The sequence below is a fragment of the Kitasatospora sp. cg17-2 genome, from assembly GCF_054031055.1.
In genome coordinates this window covers 9,213,860-9,230,202 of sequence record NZ_CM132923.1, presented here as the reverse complement: position 1 = coordinate 9,230,202, position 16,343 = coordinate 9,213,860, and the positions used below count along the sequence as shown (strand labels likewise).

Annotated in this window: 14 protein-coding genes; 11 read left to right on the top strand and 3 right to left on the bottom strand. The window is 75.0% G+C overall.

Annotated features, from left to right (window positions below):
* Nucleotides 1-23 precede the first annotated feature (23 nt).
* The 3 genes from ACW14Y_RS38740 (at nucleotide 24) to ACW14Y_RS38730 (ending at nucleotide 3,085) form a co-directional block, all read left to right on the top strand.
* Entirely contained in the window at nucleotides 24-734 is a 711-nt protein-coding gene (locus ACW14Y_RS38740; protein ID WP_380299689.1) for a TetR/AcrR family transcriptional regulator, read from the top strand.
* Between the two features lie 231 nt (nucleotides 735-965).
* Nucleotides 966-2,162, top strand: coding sequence for a hypothetical protein (locus tag ACW14Y_RS38735; RefSeq protein ID WP_456985148.1), 1,197 nt, complete (start codon nucleotides 966-968; stop codon nucleotides 2,160-2,162).
* Nucleotides 2,163-2,305: 143 nt separating this feature from the next.
* On the top strand, nucleotides 2,306-3,085 hold the full coding sequence (locus ACW14Y_RS38730; RefSeq protein WP_456985147.1) for a VOC family protein: 780 nt from the start codon (nucleotides 2,306-2,308) through the stop codon (nucleotides 3,083-3,085).
* Between the two features lie 39 nt (nucleotides 3,086-3,124).
* Here the strand turns inward: ACW14Y_RS38730 and ACW14Y_RS38725 are convergent, their stop codons facing one another.
* The gene (locus tag ACW14Y_RS38725) at nucleotides 3,125-5,995 is read right to left on the bottom strand and encodes a hypothetical protein (RefSeq protein ID WP_456985146.1); all 2,871 of its coding nucleotides are present in this window, start codon (nucleotides 5,993-5,995) and stop codon (nucleotides 3,125-3,127) included.
* A 210-nt stretch (nucleotides 5,996-6,205) separates the two neighbouring features.
* Between ACW14Y_RS38725 and ACW14Y_RS38720 the strand changes: the two genes are divergently transcribed.
* The 3 genes from ACW14Y_RS38720 (at nucleotide 6,206) to ACW14Y_RS38710 (ending at nucleotide 7,960) form a co-directional block, all read left to right on the top strand.
* Complete coding sequence (locus ACW14Y_RS38720) at nucleotides 6,206-6,868, top strand: hypothetical protein (protein WP_456985145.1); 663 nt, start codon at nucleotides 6,206-6,208, stop codon at nucleotides 6,866-6,868.
* A 118-nt stretch (nucleotides 6,869-6,986) separates the two neighbouring features.
* Nucleotides 6,987-7,454: a MarR family transcriptional regulator gene (locus ACW14Y_RS38715; RefSeq protein WP_380394159.1), complete on the top strand. Its 468-nt coding sequence runs from the start codon at nucleotides 6,987-6,989 to the stop codon at nucleotides 7,452-7,454.
* A 47-nt stretch (nucleotides 7,455-7,501) separates the two neighbouring features.
* Nucleotides 7,502-7,960: a cupin domain-containing protein gene (locus tag ACW14Y_RS38710; RefSeq protein ID WP_456985144.1), complete on the top strand. Its 459-nt coding sequence runs from the start codon at nucleotides 7,502-7,504 to the stop codon at nucleotides 7,958-7,960.
* A 73-nt stretch (nucleotides 7,961-8,033) separates the two neighbouring features.
* Here ACW14Y_RS38710 and ACW14Y_RS38705 read toward each other — a convergent pair whose 3' ends face one another.
* Entirely contained in the window at nucleotides 8,034-9,566 is a 1,533-nt protein-coding gene (locus ACW14Y_RS38705; RefSeq protein ID WP_456985143.1) for an FAD-dependent monooxygenase, read from the bottom strand.
* Nucleotides 9,567-9,666: 100 nt separating this feature from the next.
* Here ACW14Y_RS38705 and ACW14Y_RS38700 point away from each other — a divergent pair, with 100 nt between their 5' ends.
* The 5 genes from ACW14Y_RS38700 (at nucleotide 9,667) to ACW14Y_RS38680 (ending at nucleotide 15,508) form a co-directional block, all read left to right on the top strand.
* Nucleotides 9,667-10,302 (top strand): TetR family transcriptional regulator, encoded by a 636-nt coding sequence (locus tag ACW14Y_RS38700; RefSeq protein ID WP_380394151.1) that lies wholly within the window; start codon nucleotides 9,667-9,669, stop codon nucleotides 10,300-10,302.
* A 194-nt stretch (nucleotides 10,303-10,496) separates the two neighbouring features.
* Complete coding sequence (locus tag ACW14Y_RS38695) at nucleotides 10,497-12,068, top strand: Re/Si-specific NAD(P)(+) transhydrogenase subunit alpha (protein WP_456985142.1); 1,572 nt, start codon at nucleotides 10,497-10,499, stop codon at nucleotides 12,066-12,068.
* A 5-nt stretch (nucleotides 12,069-12,073) separates the two neighbouring features.
* On the top strand, nucleotides 12,074-13,549 hold the full coding sequence (gene pntB, locus ACW14Y_RS38690; RefSeq protein WP_380299700.1) for a Re/Si-specific NAD(P)(+) transhydrogenase subunit beta: 1,476 nt from the start codon (nucleotides 12,074-12,076) through the stop codon (nucleotides 13,547-13,549).
* Nucleotides 13,550-13,754: 205 nt separating this feature from the next.
* A complete protein-coding gene (locus tag ACW14Y_RS38685; RefSeq protein ID WP_380299701.1) occupies nucleotides 13,755-14,174 on the top strand; it encodes a YciI family protein in 420 nt (139 codons plus the stop codon).
* The gene (locus ACW14Y_RS38680; RefSeq protein WP_456985141.1) at nucleotides 14,147-15,508 is read left to right on the top strand and encodes an RNA polymerase sigma factor; all 1,362 of its coding nucleotides are present in this window, start codon (nucleotides 14,147-14,149) and stop codon (nucleotides 15,506-15,508) included. Before ACW14Y_RS38685 ends, ACW14Y_RS38680 begins: the two co-directional genes overlap by 28 nt.
* A gap of 91 nt (nucleotides 15,509-15,599) precedes the next feature.
* Here the strand turns inward: ACW14Y_RS38680 and ACW14Y_RS38675 are convergent, their stop codons facing one another.
* On the bottom strand, nucleotides 15,600-16,307 hold the full coding sequence (locus tag ACW14Y_RS38675; RefSeq protein ID WP_380299702.1) for a DUF3152 domain-containing protein: 708 nt from the start codon (nucleotides 16,305-16,307) through the stop codon (nucleotides 15,600-15,602).
* Between the last annotated feature and the right edge of the window lie 36 nt (nucleotides 16,308-16,343).

The following is a 16,343-nucleotide window of genomic DNA, read 5'->3' as shown; positions in this document are numbered from 1 at the left end:
GCCGTTGACATACTCTGGCCCGCATGACCGAACGTGTGGTTCCCGAGCCCGAGCGGAAGCGCCGCCGGCCCACCAAACAGGGCGTCGTCCTGTCCTCCGAGCTGATCGTGGACACCGCGCTGCGGCTGGTCGGCCTGCACGGCGCCGAGGCGCTCACCGTCCGTCGGCTCGGGGCCGCGCTCGGCGCCGACCCCAGCGCGGTGTACCGCTACTTCCACAGCACCGACGACCTGCTGATCGCCATCGCCGACGAGCTCATCGGCCGCGCCCAGCACGGCTGGCGGCCCACCGGCGACTGGCGGGCCGACCTGCGCGCCATCGGCCTGCGGATCCACGCCGCCTACCAGGCCCACCCCCAGGCGGCCCTGCTCGCCGCCCACCGCACCACCGGCCGGGCCAACGAGATCACCGCCGTCGAGAACATCCTCGGCATACTGCGCGACGCCGGCTTCCCGGACCCCGAGGCCGTCCGCATCTACCACGCCTTCGTCGACCAGAGCCTCGGCTTCGCCGTCCTGGACGCCGCCGCCCTCGCCCTGCCCTCGGCCGCCCTGAGCGCCGACTACCAGGTCTGGCAGGCCTCCTACGCGCGCCTCGACGCCACGACCCACCCGCACATCGCGGCCACCGCGCACCTGCTGACCGCCGACATGAACCGCAGCGCCTACCCCCACGCGCTCGACCTCCTGCTCGACGCCGCCGAGGCGCGGCTAGGGAGGCCGGACGACCGCTGAGCAGGACGGCAGACGGCAGACCGGCGGAAGGCCGGCGGAAGGCCGACGGGAAGCCATGGGAAGGCCGGTGGAAGTACATTCGCCGTCGCGGCCCGCCACCGGACCCGGGTGACCTGCGGCGCCGCACGCCGGCGGACCGTCGTTCCCTCGGCGCGGGGGCTTCCCGTGGCCGGGCGGGCGACCGAGGATACGCCGGGATCCCGACGCCCCCGTCCGAAGGGCAGTTCACCCGTGCTCGACCACGTCACCCGGCACAGCAGCCGCGCCGGCAGTCGTTCCGCCAGTCACCCCGCCGACCACCCCGCCGACCACCCCGGCAGTCACCGGCGCGGCCTCCGCGCCGCCCGGCTCGGCCGCCGCCTCGTCCCGGCCCTCGCCCTTGCCGCCGCCCTCGTCCTGGGCACCACCGCCCCCGCGCCCGCCGACCCGCTCGGCCTGCCGGCCGCCCAGGACCTCGTCGGCGTCGGCGGGCAGGCGACCCAGAGCCTGCTGGACCAGTTCTCCACCGACTACAACGCCGCCCTGGCCGCCGGCGGCGACACCACCTCGCCCCGGCTGACCGGCTGGGACTCGGCCGGGCAGAGCCCGATCGTGCCCAAGTACGGGTCGTCCCTCATCTACCGGCCGTTCAGCACGGACGCCGGCGTCATCGCCATGGACCTCTTCAGCTCGACGGCCGTCAACTACGCCCGGGCCGTCCGGCCGCCGAGGCCCACCGACCCCGCCTATCTGCTCTTCATCGGGATGGCCAAGGACGCCGTCAGCTGGGCGGCCCCCGCCGGTGGCAACGCCCCGGCCTCGCTGACGACCGCCCAGCTGGCCTCGATCTACGCCTGCCGGACCACCAACTGGCGCCAGATCAGCCCCGTGCTCCCCGACGCCGTCATCCACCCGGTCGTCAGCGGCGACGTCACGGTGGACCGCGACGGCGTGCACGGGTCGGGACTGGACGCCACCTCATACTTCCTGGAGAAGATCGACTACGCCCGGGTGGTCGCCCAGGACCCGGTCACCGACCACTCCTGCGTCGGTGTGGTCGCCCGCGAGAACCAGGGCACCGACCCGCTCCTCCAGGACCTCGACGCCCTGGTGCCGTACTCCGTCGGCCGCTACGTCGGCCAGGCGTACGGCGGTCACACCACCCCCGGCGACGCACCCGGCCCGCTCACCCCGCGCGGCATCAACGGGATCACCTCGGTCAACACCACGACGCACGCCATCAACCCGCAGTTCGCGGCGACGCCGTTCGGCCGGATCGTGTCCAATGTCGTCCGCCAGAACGAGTGGACCGCGCAGAACGCCAACGGCACCGCGCTGCGCGCCGTGTTCGGCCCCACCGGGTGGATCTGCGGGCACGCCCTGACCACCGTCCGCAGCCACGGCTTCCAGCCGCTGCCGGGTTCGGTCTGCGGGACGGTGATCCACTGACGGACCAGGCGGGCCCGACAGCCGCCCCGACCACCGCCCGCCGGTGGCCGGGGCGGTGGTCGAACGGGGCGGCGTGTCGGGCGGTGGAACGGCCGCCCCGAAGGGAGGGTGACCGGCGGGGGATCCCACGAGGAGGAGCGAGAATGCCCGAAGTCACCACTCCGTACCAGACCGGCACCCCGTGCTGGGTCGACCTGATGGCGAAGGACCAGCAGGCCGCGCTGGACTTCTACCGCGACCTGTTCGGCTGGCAGGGCACGCCCGGACCCGCGGAGTTCGGCGGGTACGCCGTCTGCGAGCTCAACGGCCGGGCCGTGGCCGGCATCGGCCCGACGATGAGCCCCGACGGCGCGCCGGAACCGCCGACCGTCTGGACCGGCTACCTCGCGAGCACCGACGCGCAGGCCACCCAGGACGCGATCGTCGCGGCCGGCGGCACCCTGCTGGCCCCGGTGATGGACGTCGGCGCGCTGGGCCGGATGCTGGTGGCGGCCGACCCGCAGGGCGCGGTGTTCGGCGTCTGGCAGCCGGGCGAGTTCTTCGGCGCCCAGGTGGTCAACGAGGCCGGGGCGCTGACCTGGAACGAGCTCCACACCTCCGACGTCCAGGCCGCCACCGCCTTCTACGGCGCGGCCTTCGGGATCGAGATCGAGCCGCTGGACGGCGCCGACGCCTACTGGGAGCTGCGGGTCGGCGGCCGGGCGGTCGGCGGGGTGACCCTGCTCGCCGGCGACCCGCCCGGCACCCCGCCGCACTGGCTGACCTACTTCGCGGTGGACGACGTGGACTCCACGGTGGACGCGCTGGTCAAGTCCGGCGGCACCGTCCTGGCCCCGCCGTTCGACATGATGGCGGGCCGGATGACGGTGGTCACCGACCCGCAGGGCGCGCCGTTCGCGATGATCAAGCCGCAGCCGCTGTAGCCGGCGACGCGACCGGCGGTGGACCCGGAGCGGCCGGGATCACCGCCGGTCGCCCGCGCGGAGTTCGGTGGCGATCTGCCGTCGGCCGGAGACGGCCGCCTCCAGCACCACCGCGGCGCAGACGAGCAGCGCCACGCCGGCCGTCGGCAGCAGCACCGGCAGGAGGCTGGGCGCCGGCCGGTCCCCAACCGGCGCGCCGACCAGCAACGACAGGTCGAAGGCCGGTCCGAGCAGGGCGACGGCCCCCACCGCGACCACGGCGCCGCCGGCCACCGCGGCCAGTGTCTGCGGCACGGTCTCCACGACGATCAGCGCCAGCCCCTCCCGGGGGCGGAGCCCCATGGTGCGCAGCCGGGCGAGCACCGCCGCGCGGTCGGGCGAGGCCCGCAGGACGGTGAGCAGGACGGCGAGCAGGGCGAAGGCGACGCCGGCGACGGCCGCGGACCGGAAGAGCCGGACGGTGGAGTGCTGGAGCGGGTCGGCGGCCAGGGCGGCGGCCGTCTCGCGGGCGGTGCGCACGAGGTAGCCGTCGGGGATGCCCCCGGGCTCCTCGCTCACCTCCCGGGCCTCCTCGCGGAGGAGCCCGGCCAGACCCGACGCGTCGGCCAGGCCGCGGGCCGCGAAGAGCGGGCGCAGCCGGTCGCCGTCGATGTCGCCGACGGCGAACCAGTTGTCGGGCCGGGCGAGTTCGGGCAGGCGGGCGGCGGCCGCGCCGACCGGCACGACGACGAACTCGCGGACGGCCTCGGGGAGGGCGGGGGTGGCGGGGGTGGTGCCGACGACGGTGGCGAGCAGTTCGCCGCCGGGTGTCCGCAGCCGCTGCGGGCCGGGGGTGAGTTGTCCGGCGAGGCCGGGGCTGATCAGAGCGGGCACCGGCACGTCCGGCCGAGCGACGGCCGACGGCGCGGTGTCGGACGGGGCGGCGACGGACGGCGCGGTGTCGGCCAGGACGGCAGGGTCGGCCAGGACGGCAGGGTCGAACGCGCCGGCCCCGACGGTGCGGGCGATCTCCGCGTAGGCCCGGGGCTCGACGACGACGAGGGTGACCTGTACGGCGAGCCGGCCGGCACCGAGCAGGTAGGTCTGCCGCTCGATCCGGACGCCGGTCGAGGCGCGGACGCCCGGGAGCGCGTCGGCGGCCGTGACGAAGGCCTCGGGCAGTGGCGCGTCCTGCGGGACCAGTACCGCGGCGTCGCCGCCGACCGCTGTGCGGGCCGCACGCAGCCGGGCGCCGTCGACGGTGTCGAGGAGGGTCGCGCCGAAGCCGGCGGTGGTGACGGCGAGCAGCAGGGCGAGCGCCGGCAGAACGGCGGGGCGGTGACGACCGCCGGAGTCGCGGGCGCTGCGGGCGAGACCGAGGAAGGCGATCGGACCGCGGCCGCGCCGGGCGAGGGCGGCGAGCCGACCGACGACGGCCGGCTGGATCCGGGCGAGCAGCAGACCGCCGCTGAGCGCGACCAGCAACGGCGCGGTGACCAGCAGTGGATCCGGCCCGCTCGCCGACGGGGCGGCGCCGCGGCGGCGGACCTCCGCGACGGCCGCGCCGGTGACGGCGAGGACGAGGAGTTCGCCGACCGCCCGGCGCCGCCCGGACCCCCGGGCACCCTCGGGAGGGCCGCCGGTGCCCGGGGGGCGGGAGAGCAGGGCAGCGGCGCGGACCGGGAGGGCCAGGACGGCGAGCAGCGTCCCGGCCACTGCGGCGAGGACGGCGGCGGTCCAGCGGGGGGTGGGCAGCAGGACGAGGGCGAGGGCGGTGGCGGCTCCGGCTGCCGGCAGGACGGTCACCGCGTTCTCGCCGAGCAGGCGCAGCAGGATCCCGGCGCGTGAACCGCCGCGGGCCCGGAGCAGCCGGAGTTCGGCGGTCCGCCGGTCGGCGGCGAGGGCGGCGGCCAGGCAGAGCACCACGGCGGCGACGCCCACGACCCCCGCAGGACCGATCGCGGCGAGCGGGGCGGTGGCCCGGTGGCGGGCGGTGGCCTCGGCGAGGACCTCGGGCAGCAGGGTGCCGACGGTGAGGTCGGGCCGTCCGGTCACCTCCGCGGCCCGGACGGCGCCGGACCCGGCCAGGTAGGAGCCGACGCCGGAGCGGAGGGCGGCGAGCCGGTCGGCGCGCAGGGCGTGCGGGTCCACCGGCAGCCGCCAGAAGTCCTCGCCGCCCCCGCCCCAGGCGAGCAGGGCCGGGCGGCTGTCGCCGGCGGCGAATCCGGCGGTCTCCCATCGGACACCGCCGCCGTCGAGGGTCTTCAGGCAGGCACGTTCGGGGCAGGGCAGCTCCTGCCAGTAGCGGTCGTGGGGATCGTCGGCGCGGTAGAGGCCGACGATCCTGGCACGGGCGGTGGGTCCGCTGTCGACGGTGTCGCCGACCCGGAGGCCGATGGTGTCGGCGGCCCGCCGGCTGACGGCGATCGGCAGCGGTTCGCCGGGGGCGGCCGGTCCGGGCCAGGCGCCGTCGGTCAGGGTCGCGTGTCCGGCGAGCCCCTGGAGGTAGAGCAGGTGGAGTTGCGGGGCGATGCCGCCGGGGCGGTCGTAGCCGTCGTTGAGCACGGCCCGGTCGGTGAGGGCGCGGGTGCCGTGGTGCTCGCCGTCGCGGGTGAGCGGGAGGTCCCCGGTGATCTGTCCGACCAACCGGTCGCGGGCCGAGTCGAGGTCGGCGGCCGGGGTGTCGGGCCGCGGGCGGGCGGTGAGGTGGAGGCTGGTCGCCTTGACGCCGCGGTCCTGGGCGAAGGCGGCCAGCGCGCTGTTCGCGCCCCGGTCGGTGGCCCGGGGCAGCGCGGTCACGGTGAGGACGGTGACGAAGGCGAGGACGGCGGTGAGCGCGGCGGCCGCACGCGCCGAGCGCAGCCGGGTCCGCACCCAGGGCGCGGGCCGGTGCTCGTCCCCGCGGCGACCGCGCTCGCGGTGCGTCAGCATGCTGCCCCTCCCCCGGCGGACACCCGGAGCACCCGGCCCACCGGTCACCGGCCCCTTGTCACCGAATAACGGACGATGCTGCCAGGCGCGTCGGCGGAAGGGAAGGTCCGTTCGGGCAGAACGACGGCGGGGGCCACGCGGCCGACCTCCCGGCGGCGGCCGCCCTCCCCGCGGCGGTCGCCGTCAGTGCCCCGTGGCACAGTTCGGCCCATGAACATCACCACCACCCCGCACAGTTGGGACCAGGCCGTGGCGCTCTTCGAGCAGCGCCGCCTGCCCTCCGACTCCTACGAGAACCTCTACGAGGAGCAGTACGACGTCCACACCGGCGCCCTGACGATCGCCGGCCACCTCGACCTCGACGCCACCGAGCCCGACGGCACCGGCTACATCGTCGACGGCGACCTGCTGGTGGACGGCGCGGTACTCAACACCGACGACGGCTGCCCCGCGCTGGTCGTCCTCGGCGACCTCCGGGCGGCCGCCGTCTACCTGGAGGGCGACGCCAAGCTGATCGTCGGCGGGGACGTCCACGTCGGGGCCTTCGTCGGCCACATGACGGACAAGCTGGTGATGATCCACGGGGATCTCAGGACCGGGGTCACCGTGCTGTCCGCCGAGTTCGAGCCGGACCTCGTCGGCGGCGAGCTGTTCGGGCCGATACTCCGCCCGCCCTACCTCGCGCCCTCCCCGGACGCCGTGCCCGTCGCCCCGGAGACGGTGCTGGTCCCCGAGGTGCTGCGGACCGCGTCCGACACCGACCCGGACGAGTGGCGCGGCTTCGACGCCCCCGGCGTCCACGGCGGCCGGCTGCTGCGGCGGATCGAGGCCGGGCTGCCGGTGACCCTGGCCGAGCAGGCCGCCAGGGGCTGACGGGCCGACCTCCGGGGGCTTCCCCTCCTTGCCTTCAACCGCACTTCAAGTCCTACGGTTCTCGTACGACCCGCACCGCGTGCGGGTCGCACATCCGAGACAGCAGGAGGGGACCCCCATGTCGACCCAGCAGATCTCCGACACCGAACTCGCCGGCCAGCCCGCCGCCTACTGGACCGGTGTCGCCTACGAGGCCCTGATCGCGTTCACCCGGGCCCGGCAGGCCGAGAAGGGCTACACCCAGCCGCAGTTCTGGCTGCTGCGCAACCTGTCGAAGAACGACATCTCGCCGGACGGCGCGGGCATGACCGTGCCCGAGCTCCGGGTGGCGATGGCCTCCTACCTCCGGGCCGAGGACGACCTGACGGCGGAGGCCGCCGTGCTGGTGGAGCGCGGCTGGCTGACCCAGGACGCCGACCGGCGGCTGTGGCTGACCGAGGAGGGCGAGCAGGCCCGGGTCGACCTCGCCCGCAACGCCCCCGCGATCCGCGCCGCGATCCACGCGGGCATCGACGACGCGGACTACGTCACCGCGCTGAAGGTGCTCCGGCAGCTGATCCGCAACACGGGCGGGACCGTCGACTGACGGGCCCGGACCGGGCGGGGCGGCCGCGTGGTGGGAGGATGTCCGGTATGACGGATTCGCACAAGCCGACCGAGCCGGACGGGTCGGAGAGGTCGGACAGGCTGGACAGGTCGGACGGGTCTCAGGAGCCGGACGGGACACCCGGGCCGGACCTGTCCGGCGACGGCGTGGCGGTCGAGGCACTGCTGCGGGAGGCCGGCGCCGACGCCGCCGGGGCACTGTGGCGGCTGACCGGCACCGAGCGTCAACTGGACGCCAACGTGGTGCGGTTGCGCCCGGGGGCGGCCGTCGCCGCCCACGTCGAACCCGACCTGGACGTGCTGGTCCTGGGCCTCACCGGGCAAGGGACCCTGCGGTGCGCGGGCGTCGAGCACACGCTGGAGCCGGGTGCGCTGCGGCTGCTGCCGCACGGTGCCGAGCGCGCGGTGGCGGCGGGGGCGGAGGGCGTCGTCTACCTGACGGTGCACCGCCGCCGCCCGGGCCTGGCCGTCCGCCCCCGCCCCTGACCGCACCACTGCCGCTGCCACTGCCATGACACCGGCACCGGCACCGGCACCGGCACCGGCACCGAGGCCCTGATCATCCGGTGGCACCGAGGCGCGCCAGGTAGGCGTGCACCGGGCCGGGCTCGGCCGCCGGGGTGACCAGCGCGATGTGGTTGTCCGGCCGGACCAGGACGAGGGCCTCGCCGGTCACACCGTAGGCCCGGCGGACCTCGCCGTCCCGGTCCTCGACCCGCACCGGCCGGACGTGGCCGGGCAGTCCGGCGAGGTCGGGGCGGGCACCCGCGCCGAGGCCGAGCAGGGTGAAGTCGTCGCCGGCGAACCGCTCGAAGAGCCGCCCCGGAGCGCCGTCCGGGCCCGGGCAGGGGCCGTCGGGCGCCCGGTCCCCGGCCCGGAGCAGCGCCTCCGCGCCGCCGGCGTCGGCCGGGTCGCCCGCGGCGAGGCTGCTCCACCGGTAGCCCAGGGACAGACCGGTGAAGTCGCCGACCCCGCCGGCCTCGACCCCGATGCCGGGGGTGTCGATCCCCGCCACCACGGCCGCCATCCCGGCGCTGGTGACGTCGAGGGTCCACGCGGCGATCGGCAGCCGCTCCTCCTGGTAGGTGTCCAGCAGGGCGGGCGCGGCGAGTCCGCGCACCACGTGGCCGAGCTTCCAGGCGAGGTTCCAGGCGTCCTGGATGCCGGTGTTCATGCCGAGCCCGCCCGCCGTGGGGTGGACGTGGGCGCAGTCCCCGGCCAGCAGGACCCGGCCCTCCCGGTAGCGCTCGGCCATCCGGACGTTGACCCGCCAGGTGGACAGCCAGGTGGCGTCGCCGAGCCGGATGTCCTCGCGGCCGGTGTGCTCGGCCGCGAGCCGCTGGAAGCTCTCCAGCGACGGCGGGACGGTCGTGCCGTCCGCGGCGGTCTCCGGGGTGGCCTGGAGCTGCCAGCGGGGGCTGTCCTCGAAAGGGCAGAGCATGAAGGCGCCCTTCGGCCCGAACCACTGGTGCCAGGCGCCCGGTTCCAGGCCCTCGACCACGACGTCGCCGCAGACCATCATCGGCTCCGGGTCGCCCTCGCCCACGAAGGGGATGCCGAGCAGTTTGCGCACCGTCGAGCGGCCGCCGTCGCAGGCGACCACGTACTCGGCGGCGATCCGCCGGCCGTCGGCGAGCACGGCCTCCGCCCCGTCGGCGTCCTGCCGGACGTCGACCAGTTCGGCGCCGAGCTCGACCTCCACCCCGAGGGCGGCGAGCCGCTCGCGCAGCAGCGCCTCCAGCTGCGGCTGCTGCAGCCACCGGCTGGCCGGGTACGGGGTGGTGGCGCTGGGCCGGGCGCCGGCGAACGGCTCGGTCTCGTTGACGAAGACGCCCTCGAAGTACTTGCGGAACGGCAGGTGGGTGCGGCCGATCGAGGCCAGTTCCTCGGCGATGCCCAGGTCCGCGAGGATCTCCAGGCTGCGGGGGTTGAGCGTCTTGCCGCGGGAGCCGTCGGCGTGGGCGGCGGCCCGCTCCAGGACCCGCACCGCCACGCCCTGCCGGGCCAGTCCGCAGGCCAGCGTCAGTCCGGTCGGCCCCGCCCCCACGATCACCACGTTCGTCATGGTGGCCACGTTCGCCGTGTTCGTCATGTGTGTGCCCGTCCCTTCCGGTTGTCGATGACTCCATGGAACAGCAACTCGGTAACGAACGCAACCCAGTAACGAATTTATCCGGGTTATGATTCTTGGCATGAGTCCGAGCGAACCAGAACCGGGTCTGCGGACCCTCAAGAAGCAGCGCACCCGGCAGACCATCGCCGATGTCGCCATCGCCCTCTTCCTCGACCGGGGCTTCACCCAGGTCTCGGTGGCCGAGATCGCCGCCGCCGCCGAGGTCTCCAAACCCACCCTGTTCCGGTACTTCGCCACCAAGGAGGAACTCGTCCTGCACCGCTTCGCCGACCACCTCGGCGAGGCCGGCCGGGTGGTGCGCGACCGCGCCGCCGGACTCACCCCGCTGGACGCCCTGGAGCGCCACCACCTGGCCGGGCTGGCCGCGCACGAGCCCCAGACCGGACTCACCGACGACCCCGAGGTGCTCGCCTTCCTCCGGCTGGTCTACGAAACCCCGGAACTGTCCGCCCAGCTCCTGGACTACGTCGACGCCGACGCGGACGCGCTCGCCGAGGCCCTGGACCCGGAGGGCGGCATCACGGCCCGGCTGTTCGCCGCCCAGTACGTGGCCGTCCGCCAGGTGCTCGCCCGCACCGCCTGGGACAGGCTGGCCGCCGGACAGGACATCGCCGAGGCCGGCCCGCAGGCCGTCGCCGAGACCGCAGCCGCCTTCGCCCTGCTGCGCGAGGGAGCGCGCGCCCAGGGGTTCTGACCCGACCCGCCACTCCCTGGCGTCCCGGGCGGCGCAGCGGACCCGCCGCCCGGTGAATCGGTGAAGCACGTCACGGCCTCGCCCCGGTGCCCCGGCGGGTCAGGGCGGGTAGGTTCCTGCCTCCAAGGGGAGCGACGCTCCCCCGGACGCGGATCCCGCCGTCATTGGCTCCTCCCAGGAGAGAGGCACGAGTGATGTCTGCACAGGACGCCACGCACCACCCCCCGCGGCGCATCGGTGTGGTCGCCGAGTCGACCGCCGGGGAGACCCGGGTCGCCGCGACACCGTCCACGGTGCGGGGGATCCTCGCCCTCGGCTACGAGGTCGTGGTCGAGTCCGGGGCCGGTACCGCCTCCGGGTTCACCGACGAGGCCTACGCCGACGCCGGAGCGGGCGTCGGGGACGCCTGGTCGGCCGACGTCGTACTGAAGGTCAACGCGCCGTCGACCGCCGAGGTCGCCCGGCTGCGCGACGGCGCGACCCTGATCGGCCTGCTCGCCCCGGCGCAGCGGCCCGATCTGCTGGAGACGCTGTCCGCGCGCCCGGTGACCGCGCTGGCGCTGGACGCGGTGCCGCGGATCTCCCGCGCGCAGTCGATGGACGTGCTCAGCTCGATGGCCAACATCGCCGGGTACCGGGCGGTGATCGAGGCCGCGCACGTGTTCGGCCGCTTCTTCACCGGCCAGGTCACGGCCGCGGGCAAGGTCCCGCCGGCGAAGGTCCTGGTGGCCGGCGCCGGGGTGGCCGGGCTCGCCGCGATCGGCGCCGCCTCCAGCCTGGGCGCGATCGTCCGGGCGACCGACCCGCGGCCGGAGGTCGCCGACCAGGTGAAGTCCCTCGGCGGGGAGTACCTGCCGGTACGGGTCGCGCAGGAGGCGAGCACCGACGGCTACGCGAAGGCCACCTCGGCCGACTACGACCGGGCCGCGGCCGCGCTCTACCACGAGCAGGCCCAGGACGTGGACATCGTCATCACCACGGCGCTGATCCCCGGCCGGCCGGCGCCCCGGCTGCTCACCGCCGAGGACGTGGCGGCGATGCGGCCGGGCAGCGTCGTGGTCGACATGGCCGCCGCGCAGGGCGGCAACGTCGAGGGCACGGTCGCGGGCCGGACGGTGGTCACCGACAACGGCGTCACGCTGATCGGCTACACCGATCTCGCGGCCCGGTTGCCCGCCCAGGCCTCGCAGTTGTTCGGCACCAACCTGGTCAACCTGTTGAAGCTGCTGACCCCGGGCAAGGACGGGCAGCCGGTGCTGGACTTCGAGGACGTGGTCCAGCGGGCGGTGACCGTGGTCCGGGCGGGCGAGGTCACCTGGCCGCCACCGCCGGTCGCCGTGTCGGCCGCGCCCGCGACCGCCGCGACGCCCGCGACGCCGGCGGTCGTGGAACCGGCCCGGCCCCGGCTCACCCCGGCGGCCCGGTTCGGCCTGATCGGCGCCGGGATGCTCGCGCTGTTCCTGCTGATCGCTTTCGCCCCGACCCAACTGGCCCAGAACTTCACGGTGTTCGCACTCGCCGTGGTGATCGGCTACTACGTCATCGGCAAGGTCCACCACGCCCTGCACACCCCGCTGATGTCGGTCACCAACGCGATCTCCGGGATCGTGGTGATCGGCGCCCTGCTCCAGATCGGGCACGGGAGCGCGACGGTCACCGTGCTCTCCTTCGTGGCGATCCTGCTGACGAGCGTGAACATCTTCGGCGGCTTCGCCGTCACCCGCCGCATGCTGAGCATGTTCTCCTCGTCCCCGGAAAGGCGCTGAGCCCGATGACGTCCACGACGGCGGCCCACGCCGCGGATCTCGTCGCCGCCCTGTTGTTCATCCTCAGCCTGGCCGGGCTGTCCCAGCACCGGACCTCCCGCGCCGGGGTCGTCTACGGCATCGCCGGGATGGCGCTCGCCCTGGTCGCCACCGTGGTGGTCGCGTCGAGGAGCATCAGCGCCGGGGCGGTCGCCCTGATCGTCCTGGCGATGGCGCTGGGCGGAGCGGCCGGGCTGTTGCGGGCCCGGCAGGTCGAGATGACGCAGATGCCGGAGCTCATCGCCGTGCTGCACAGCTTCGTCGGCCTCGCCGCGGTGCTGGTCGGCTGGAACAGCTACCTGGAGGTGGAGGCGCACGGCGCGGCGCAGACCGCCGTCTCCGGGGACCTGCTGGGCATCCACCACGCCGAGGTGTTCATCGGCATCTTCATCGGGGCGGTCACCTTCACCGGGTCGATCGTGGCCTTCCTCAAGCTGTCCGCCCGGATCGCCTCGCGGCCGCTGGTGCTGCCCGGCAAGAACGCCCTCAACATCGGCGCGCTGGCGGCGTTCGTGGGGCTGACGGTCTGGTTCACGGTCAGCCCGGGCCTGGCGGCGGTGATCGCGGTCACCGTGCTGGCGCTGGCGCTGGGCTGGCACCTGGTCGCCTCGATCGGCGGCGGCGACATGCCCGTCGTCGTCTCCATGCTCAACAGCTACTCCGGCTGGGCCGCGGCGGCGGCCGGCTTCCTGCTCGACAACAACCTGCTGATCGTCACCGGCGCGCTGGTCGGCTCCTCCGGCGCCTACCTGTCCTACATCATGTGCCGGGCGATGAACCGCTCCTTCCTCTCGGTGATCGCGGGCGGCTTCGGCATCGAGGCCGCCTCGGGCGGGGCCGAGGAGCAGGGCGAGCACCGGGAGATCCGGGCCGAGGAGGCCGCGCGGCAGCTCGCGGGGGCCAAGTCGGTGGTGATCACGCCCGGCTACGGCATGGCGGTGGCGCAGGCGCAGCACCCGGTCGCGGAGCTCACCCGGCGGCTGCGCGAGCGCGGGGTCGAGGTCCGCTTCGGCGTCCACCCGGTCGCCGGGCGGCTGCCCGGGCACATGAACGTGCTGCTGGCGGAGGCGAAGGTGCCGTACGACATCGTGCTGGAGATGGACGAGATCAACGACGACCTCGCCGCGACCACGGTCGTCCTCGTCATCGGCGCCAACGACACCGTCAACCCGGCGGCCATGGACGATCCGGCCAGTCCGATCGCGGGCATGCCGGTGCTGCGGGTGTGGGAGGCGGAGCAGGTGATCGTGTTCAAGCGGTCGATGGCGTCCGGCTACGCCGGGGTGCAGAACCCGCTGTTCTTCCGCGAGAACAGCGCGATGCTGTTCGGCGACGCCAAGCAGAGCGTGGAGGACATCCTCCGGGCGCTGGACGCCGACGGCTCCGGGGGCGCGGCCGCGGCCGTCCGGCCGGTGCCACCGGTGGACCGGGCGGGCGTGTAGCGGACGACGTCCAGCGGGCGGGCGTCCAGCGGGCGGGCGTGCGGCGGGGGCATCGCGCCGCACGCGGGCCTCGGGAGGAACGCCGGGGGGCGTCCGGAGAGAATTTCTCTCCGGACGCCCCCGTCGTGTCGATCCCGCGCCGCCCCGTTCGACCTGGGGTAGAGAGGGTCGGACAGCGACTCCCCCGTACCGAGGAGAACCAGCCATGGCGAAGTACATGTTGATCATGCGCGGCAGCGACGAGACGCGCGAGAAGATGATGGACACGCCCTTCGAGGAGATCCTCGACATCATGGGCCGCTACAACGACGAGCTGATCCGGGCCGGGGTGCTGGTCGCCGCCGAGGGGCTCGACGACGCGTCGACGGGCGTGGTGGTCGACTTCACCGGGGAGACGCCGATTGTCACCGACGGGCCCTACGGTGAGACCAAGGAACTGTTCGGCGGCTTCTACATCCTCGACGTGGCTTCGCAGGACGAGGCGGTCGCCTGGGCGAAGCGGCTGCCGTCCCTCCCGGGGATGAAGATCGAGATCCGGCGCGTGCCGGGCATCGACGAGTTCCCGCAGGACAACAAGTGGATCATCCAGGAGCGGGAATGGCGCGAGCGGACCGGCCAGCTCTGAGCACCGGACCGACCGACGGCACCGGCGGGTCCGCCGGGCACCTCGACGGCCCGCCGGGCGCCGAGGCCGCCCGGCGGGCCGTCGAGGCCGTGTGGCGGATCGAGTCGGCGCGGATCGTCGGCGCCCTGACCCGCTTCACCGGCGACTTCGACCTCGCCGAGGACGTCGCCCAGGAGGCCGTGGCGGAGGCGCTGGTCGCCTGGGCGCGCGACGGCGAGCCGGCCAACCCGGTCGGCTGGCTGCTCGCCACCGGGCGGCGCCGCGCCATCGACCGGTACCGCCGCCGCTCCGCCCTCGACGAGCGCTACGCGGCCCTCGCGGGCCGGCTGCCCGAGGGCGGGGCGAGCTCCGGTGCCGATCCGGTCCCCGACCGCCCGGACGACCTGCCGTGGGACCCGGACCTGATCGAGGACGACGTCCTCGCGCTGATGTTCGTCGCCTGCCACCCCGTGCTGTCGCCCGAGGCCCGCGCGGCGCTGACCCTGCGGGTGGTCGCCGGACTGTCCAGCGAGGAGATCGCCCGCGCCCTCCTGGTGCCGGTGCCCACCCTCCAGGCCCGGATCACCCGGGCCAAGAAGACCGTCGCCGCCGCCGGCGTCCCCTTCGCGGTGCCCCCGCCGGAGGAGCGGCGCGAGCGCCTCGGCGGGGTGCTGAGCGTGCTCTACGTGCTCTTCACCGAGGGTTCGACGGCGACCAGCGGGGACCGGCTGCTGCGCACCGACCTCGCCTACGAGGCGATCCGGCTGGCCCGCACCCTGACCGCGCTGCTGCCCGGGGAACCGGAGGTGTCCGGCCTGCTCGCGCTGTTCGAGCTCACCGCCGCCCGCTTCCCCGCGCGCACCGGGCCGGACGGCGAGCCGGTCCTGCTGGAGGACCAGGACCGCCGCCGGTGGGACCGTTCGGCGATCCGGCGCGGACTGGCCGCGCTCGACCGGGCCACCGCCACCGGCCACGGCCTGGGCCCCTACGGCCTCCAGGCGGCGATCGCCGCCTGCCACGCCGGGGCCCCGTCGGTCGCAGAGACGGACTGGCCGCGCATCGTGCTGCTCTACGAGGCGCTCGGCCGCATCGCGCCCTCCCCCGTGGTCGACCTCAACCGGGCGGTCGCCGTCGCCATGGCCGTCGGACCGGAGGAGGCCCTGCGGATCGTCGACGGGCTGGCCGCGTCCGGGCGGCTGTCCGGCTCGCACCTGCTGCCGGGCGTGCGCGGCGAACTGCTCACCCGCCTCGGCCGCACCGCCGAGGCCCGGTCGGAGCTGGAGCTCGCCGCCCGGATGTGCCGCAACACCCGCGAGCGGTCGGTGCTGCTGCGCAAGGCCGCCGCCCTGGGCTGACCGGCCCTGGGCTGACCGGCCCGGGTCGCCGCGCCCCGGTCGTCCCCGCCGTCAGGGCACGTCAAGGCATGTCAGAGCACGTCAGGGCACGTCAGGGCACGGGGGTCGCGGTGGAGGCGGCCACCGGCGGGCCGGTGATCAGGGTGCCGTCCTCGCCGTACGGCGTGCCGTTCGGCACGCAGCCGTGCAGCCCCTTGATCTGCTGCATCATCACCGGCGCGGGCGCGCCCTGGCCCGGGCAGTCGACATGGCCCTCGCCGATGATGTGGCCGACCTCGTGGTTGACGGCGAGCGCGTGGTAGAGCTCGGGCTTGCCGGTGTAGAACTCCGACAGTTCCTGCCAGCGCTTGAGGTTGATGACGACCTGCTTGCCCGCCGCGCAGTTCACCCAGCCGCCCGTGTCCAGCCCGTACTGTCCGCAGATCCGGTCGGTGGACTTCGGCGTCGCCAGGTAGACGGTGAAGTCCACCGGGTCGGCGTCCACCCGCTGGAAGGACCGCTCACCGCCGGCGGCCCAGCCGCGCCGGGTGTCCCCGAGCACGGTGTCCACCTCGGCGGCGAACTGCGCGGGCGTGACCTTCAGCCCGTTCTCCGCCCGCACCTTGTACCGGTAGAGGTGCTCCCCGGTGCCGACCCGCTCCGTGCCGCCGGGCGCCGTGGTGAAGGCCAGGGCCTTCGGCGCGGCGTCCGCCCACGGCTGCCACCACCAGGTGCCCGCCCCCACCGCGGCGACGACCACCAGCGCGATCGCCCCGTACCTCGCCCGCCCCGCGGGCAGCCGGGCCGTCACCCGGCCCACCGGGCGACGGCCCCGCGTATGGAGCGACGGAAGGCC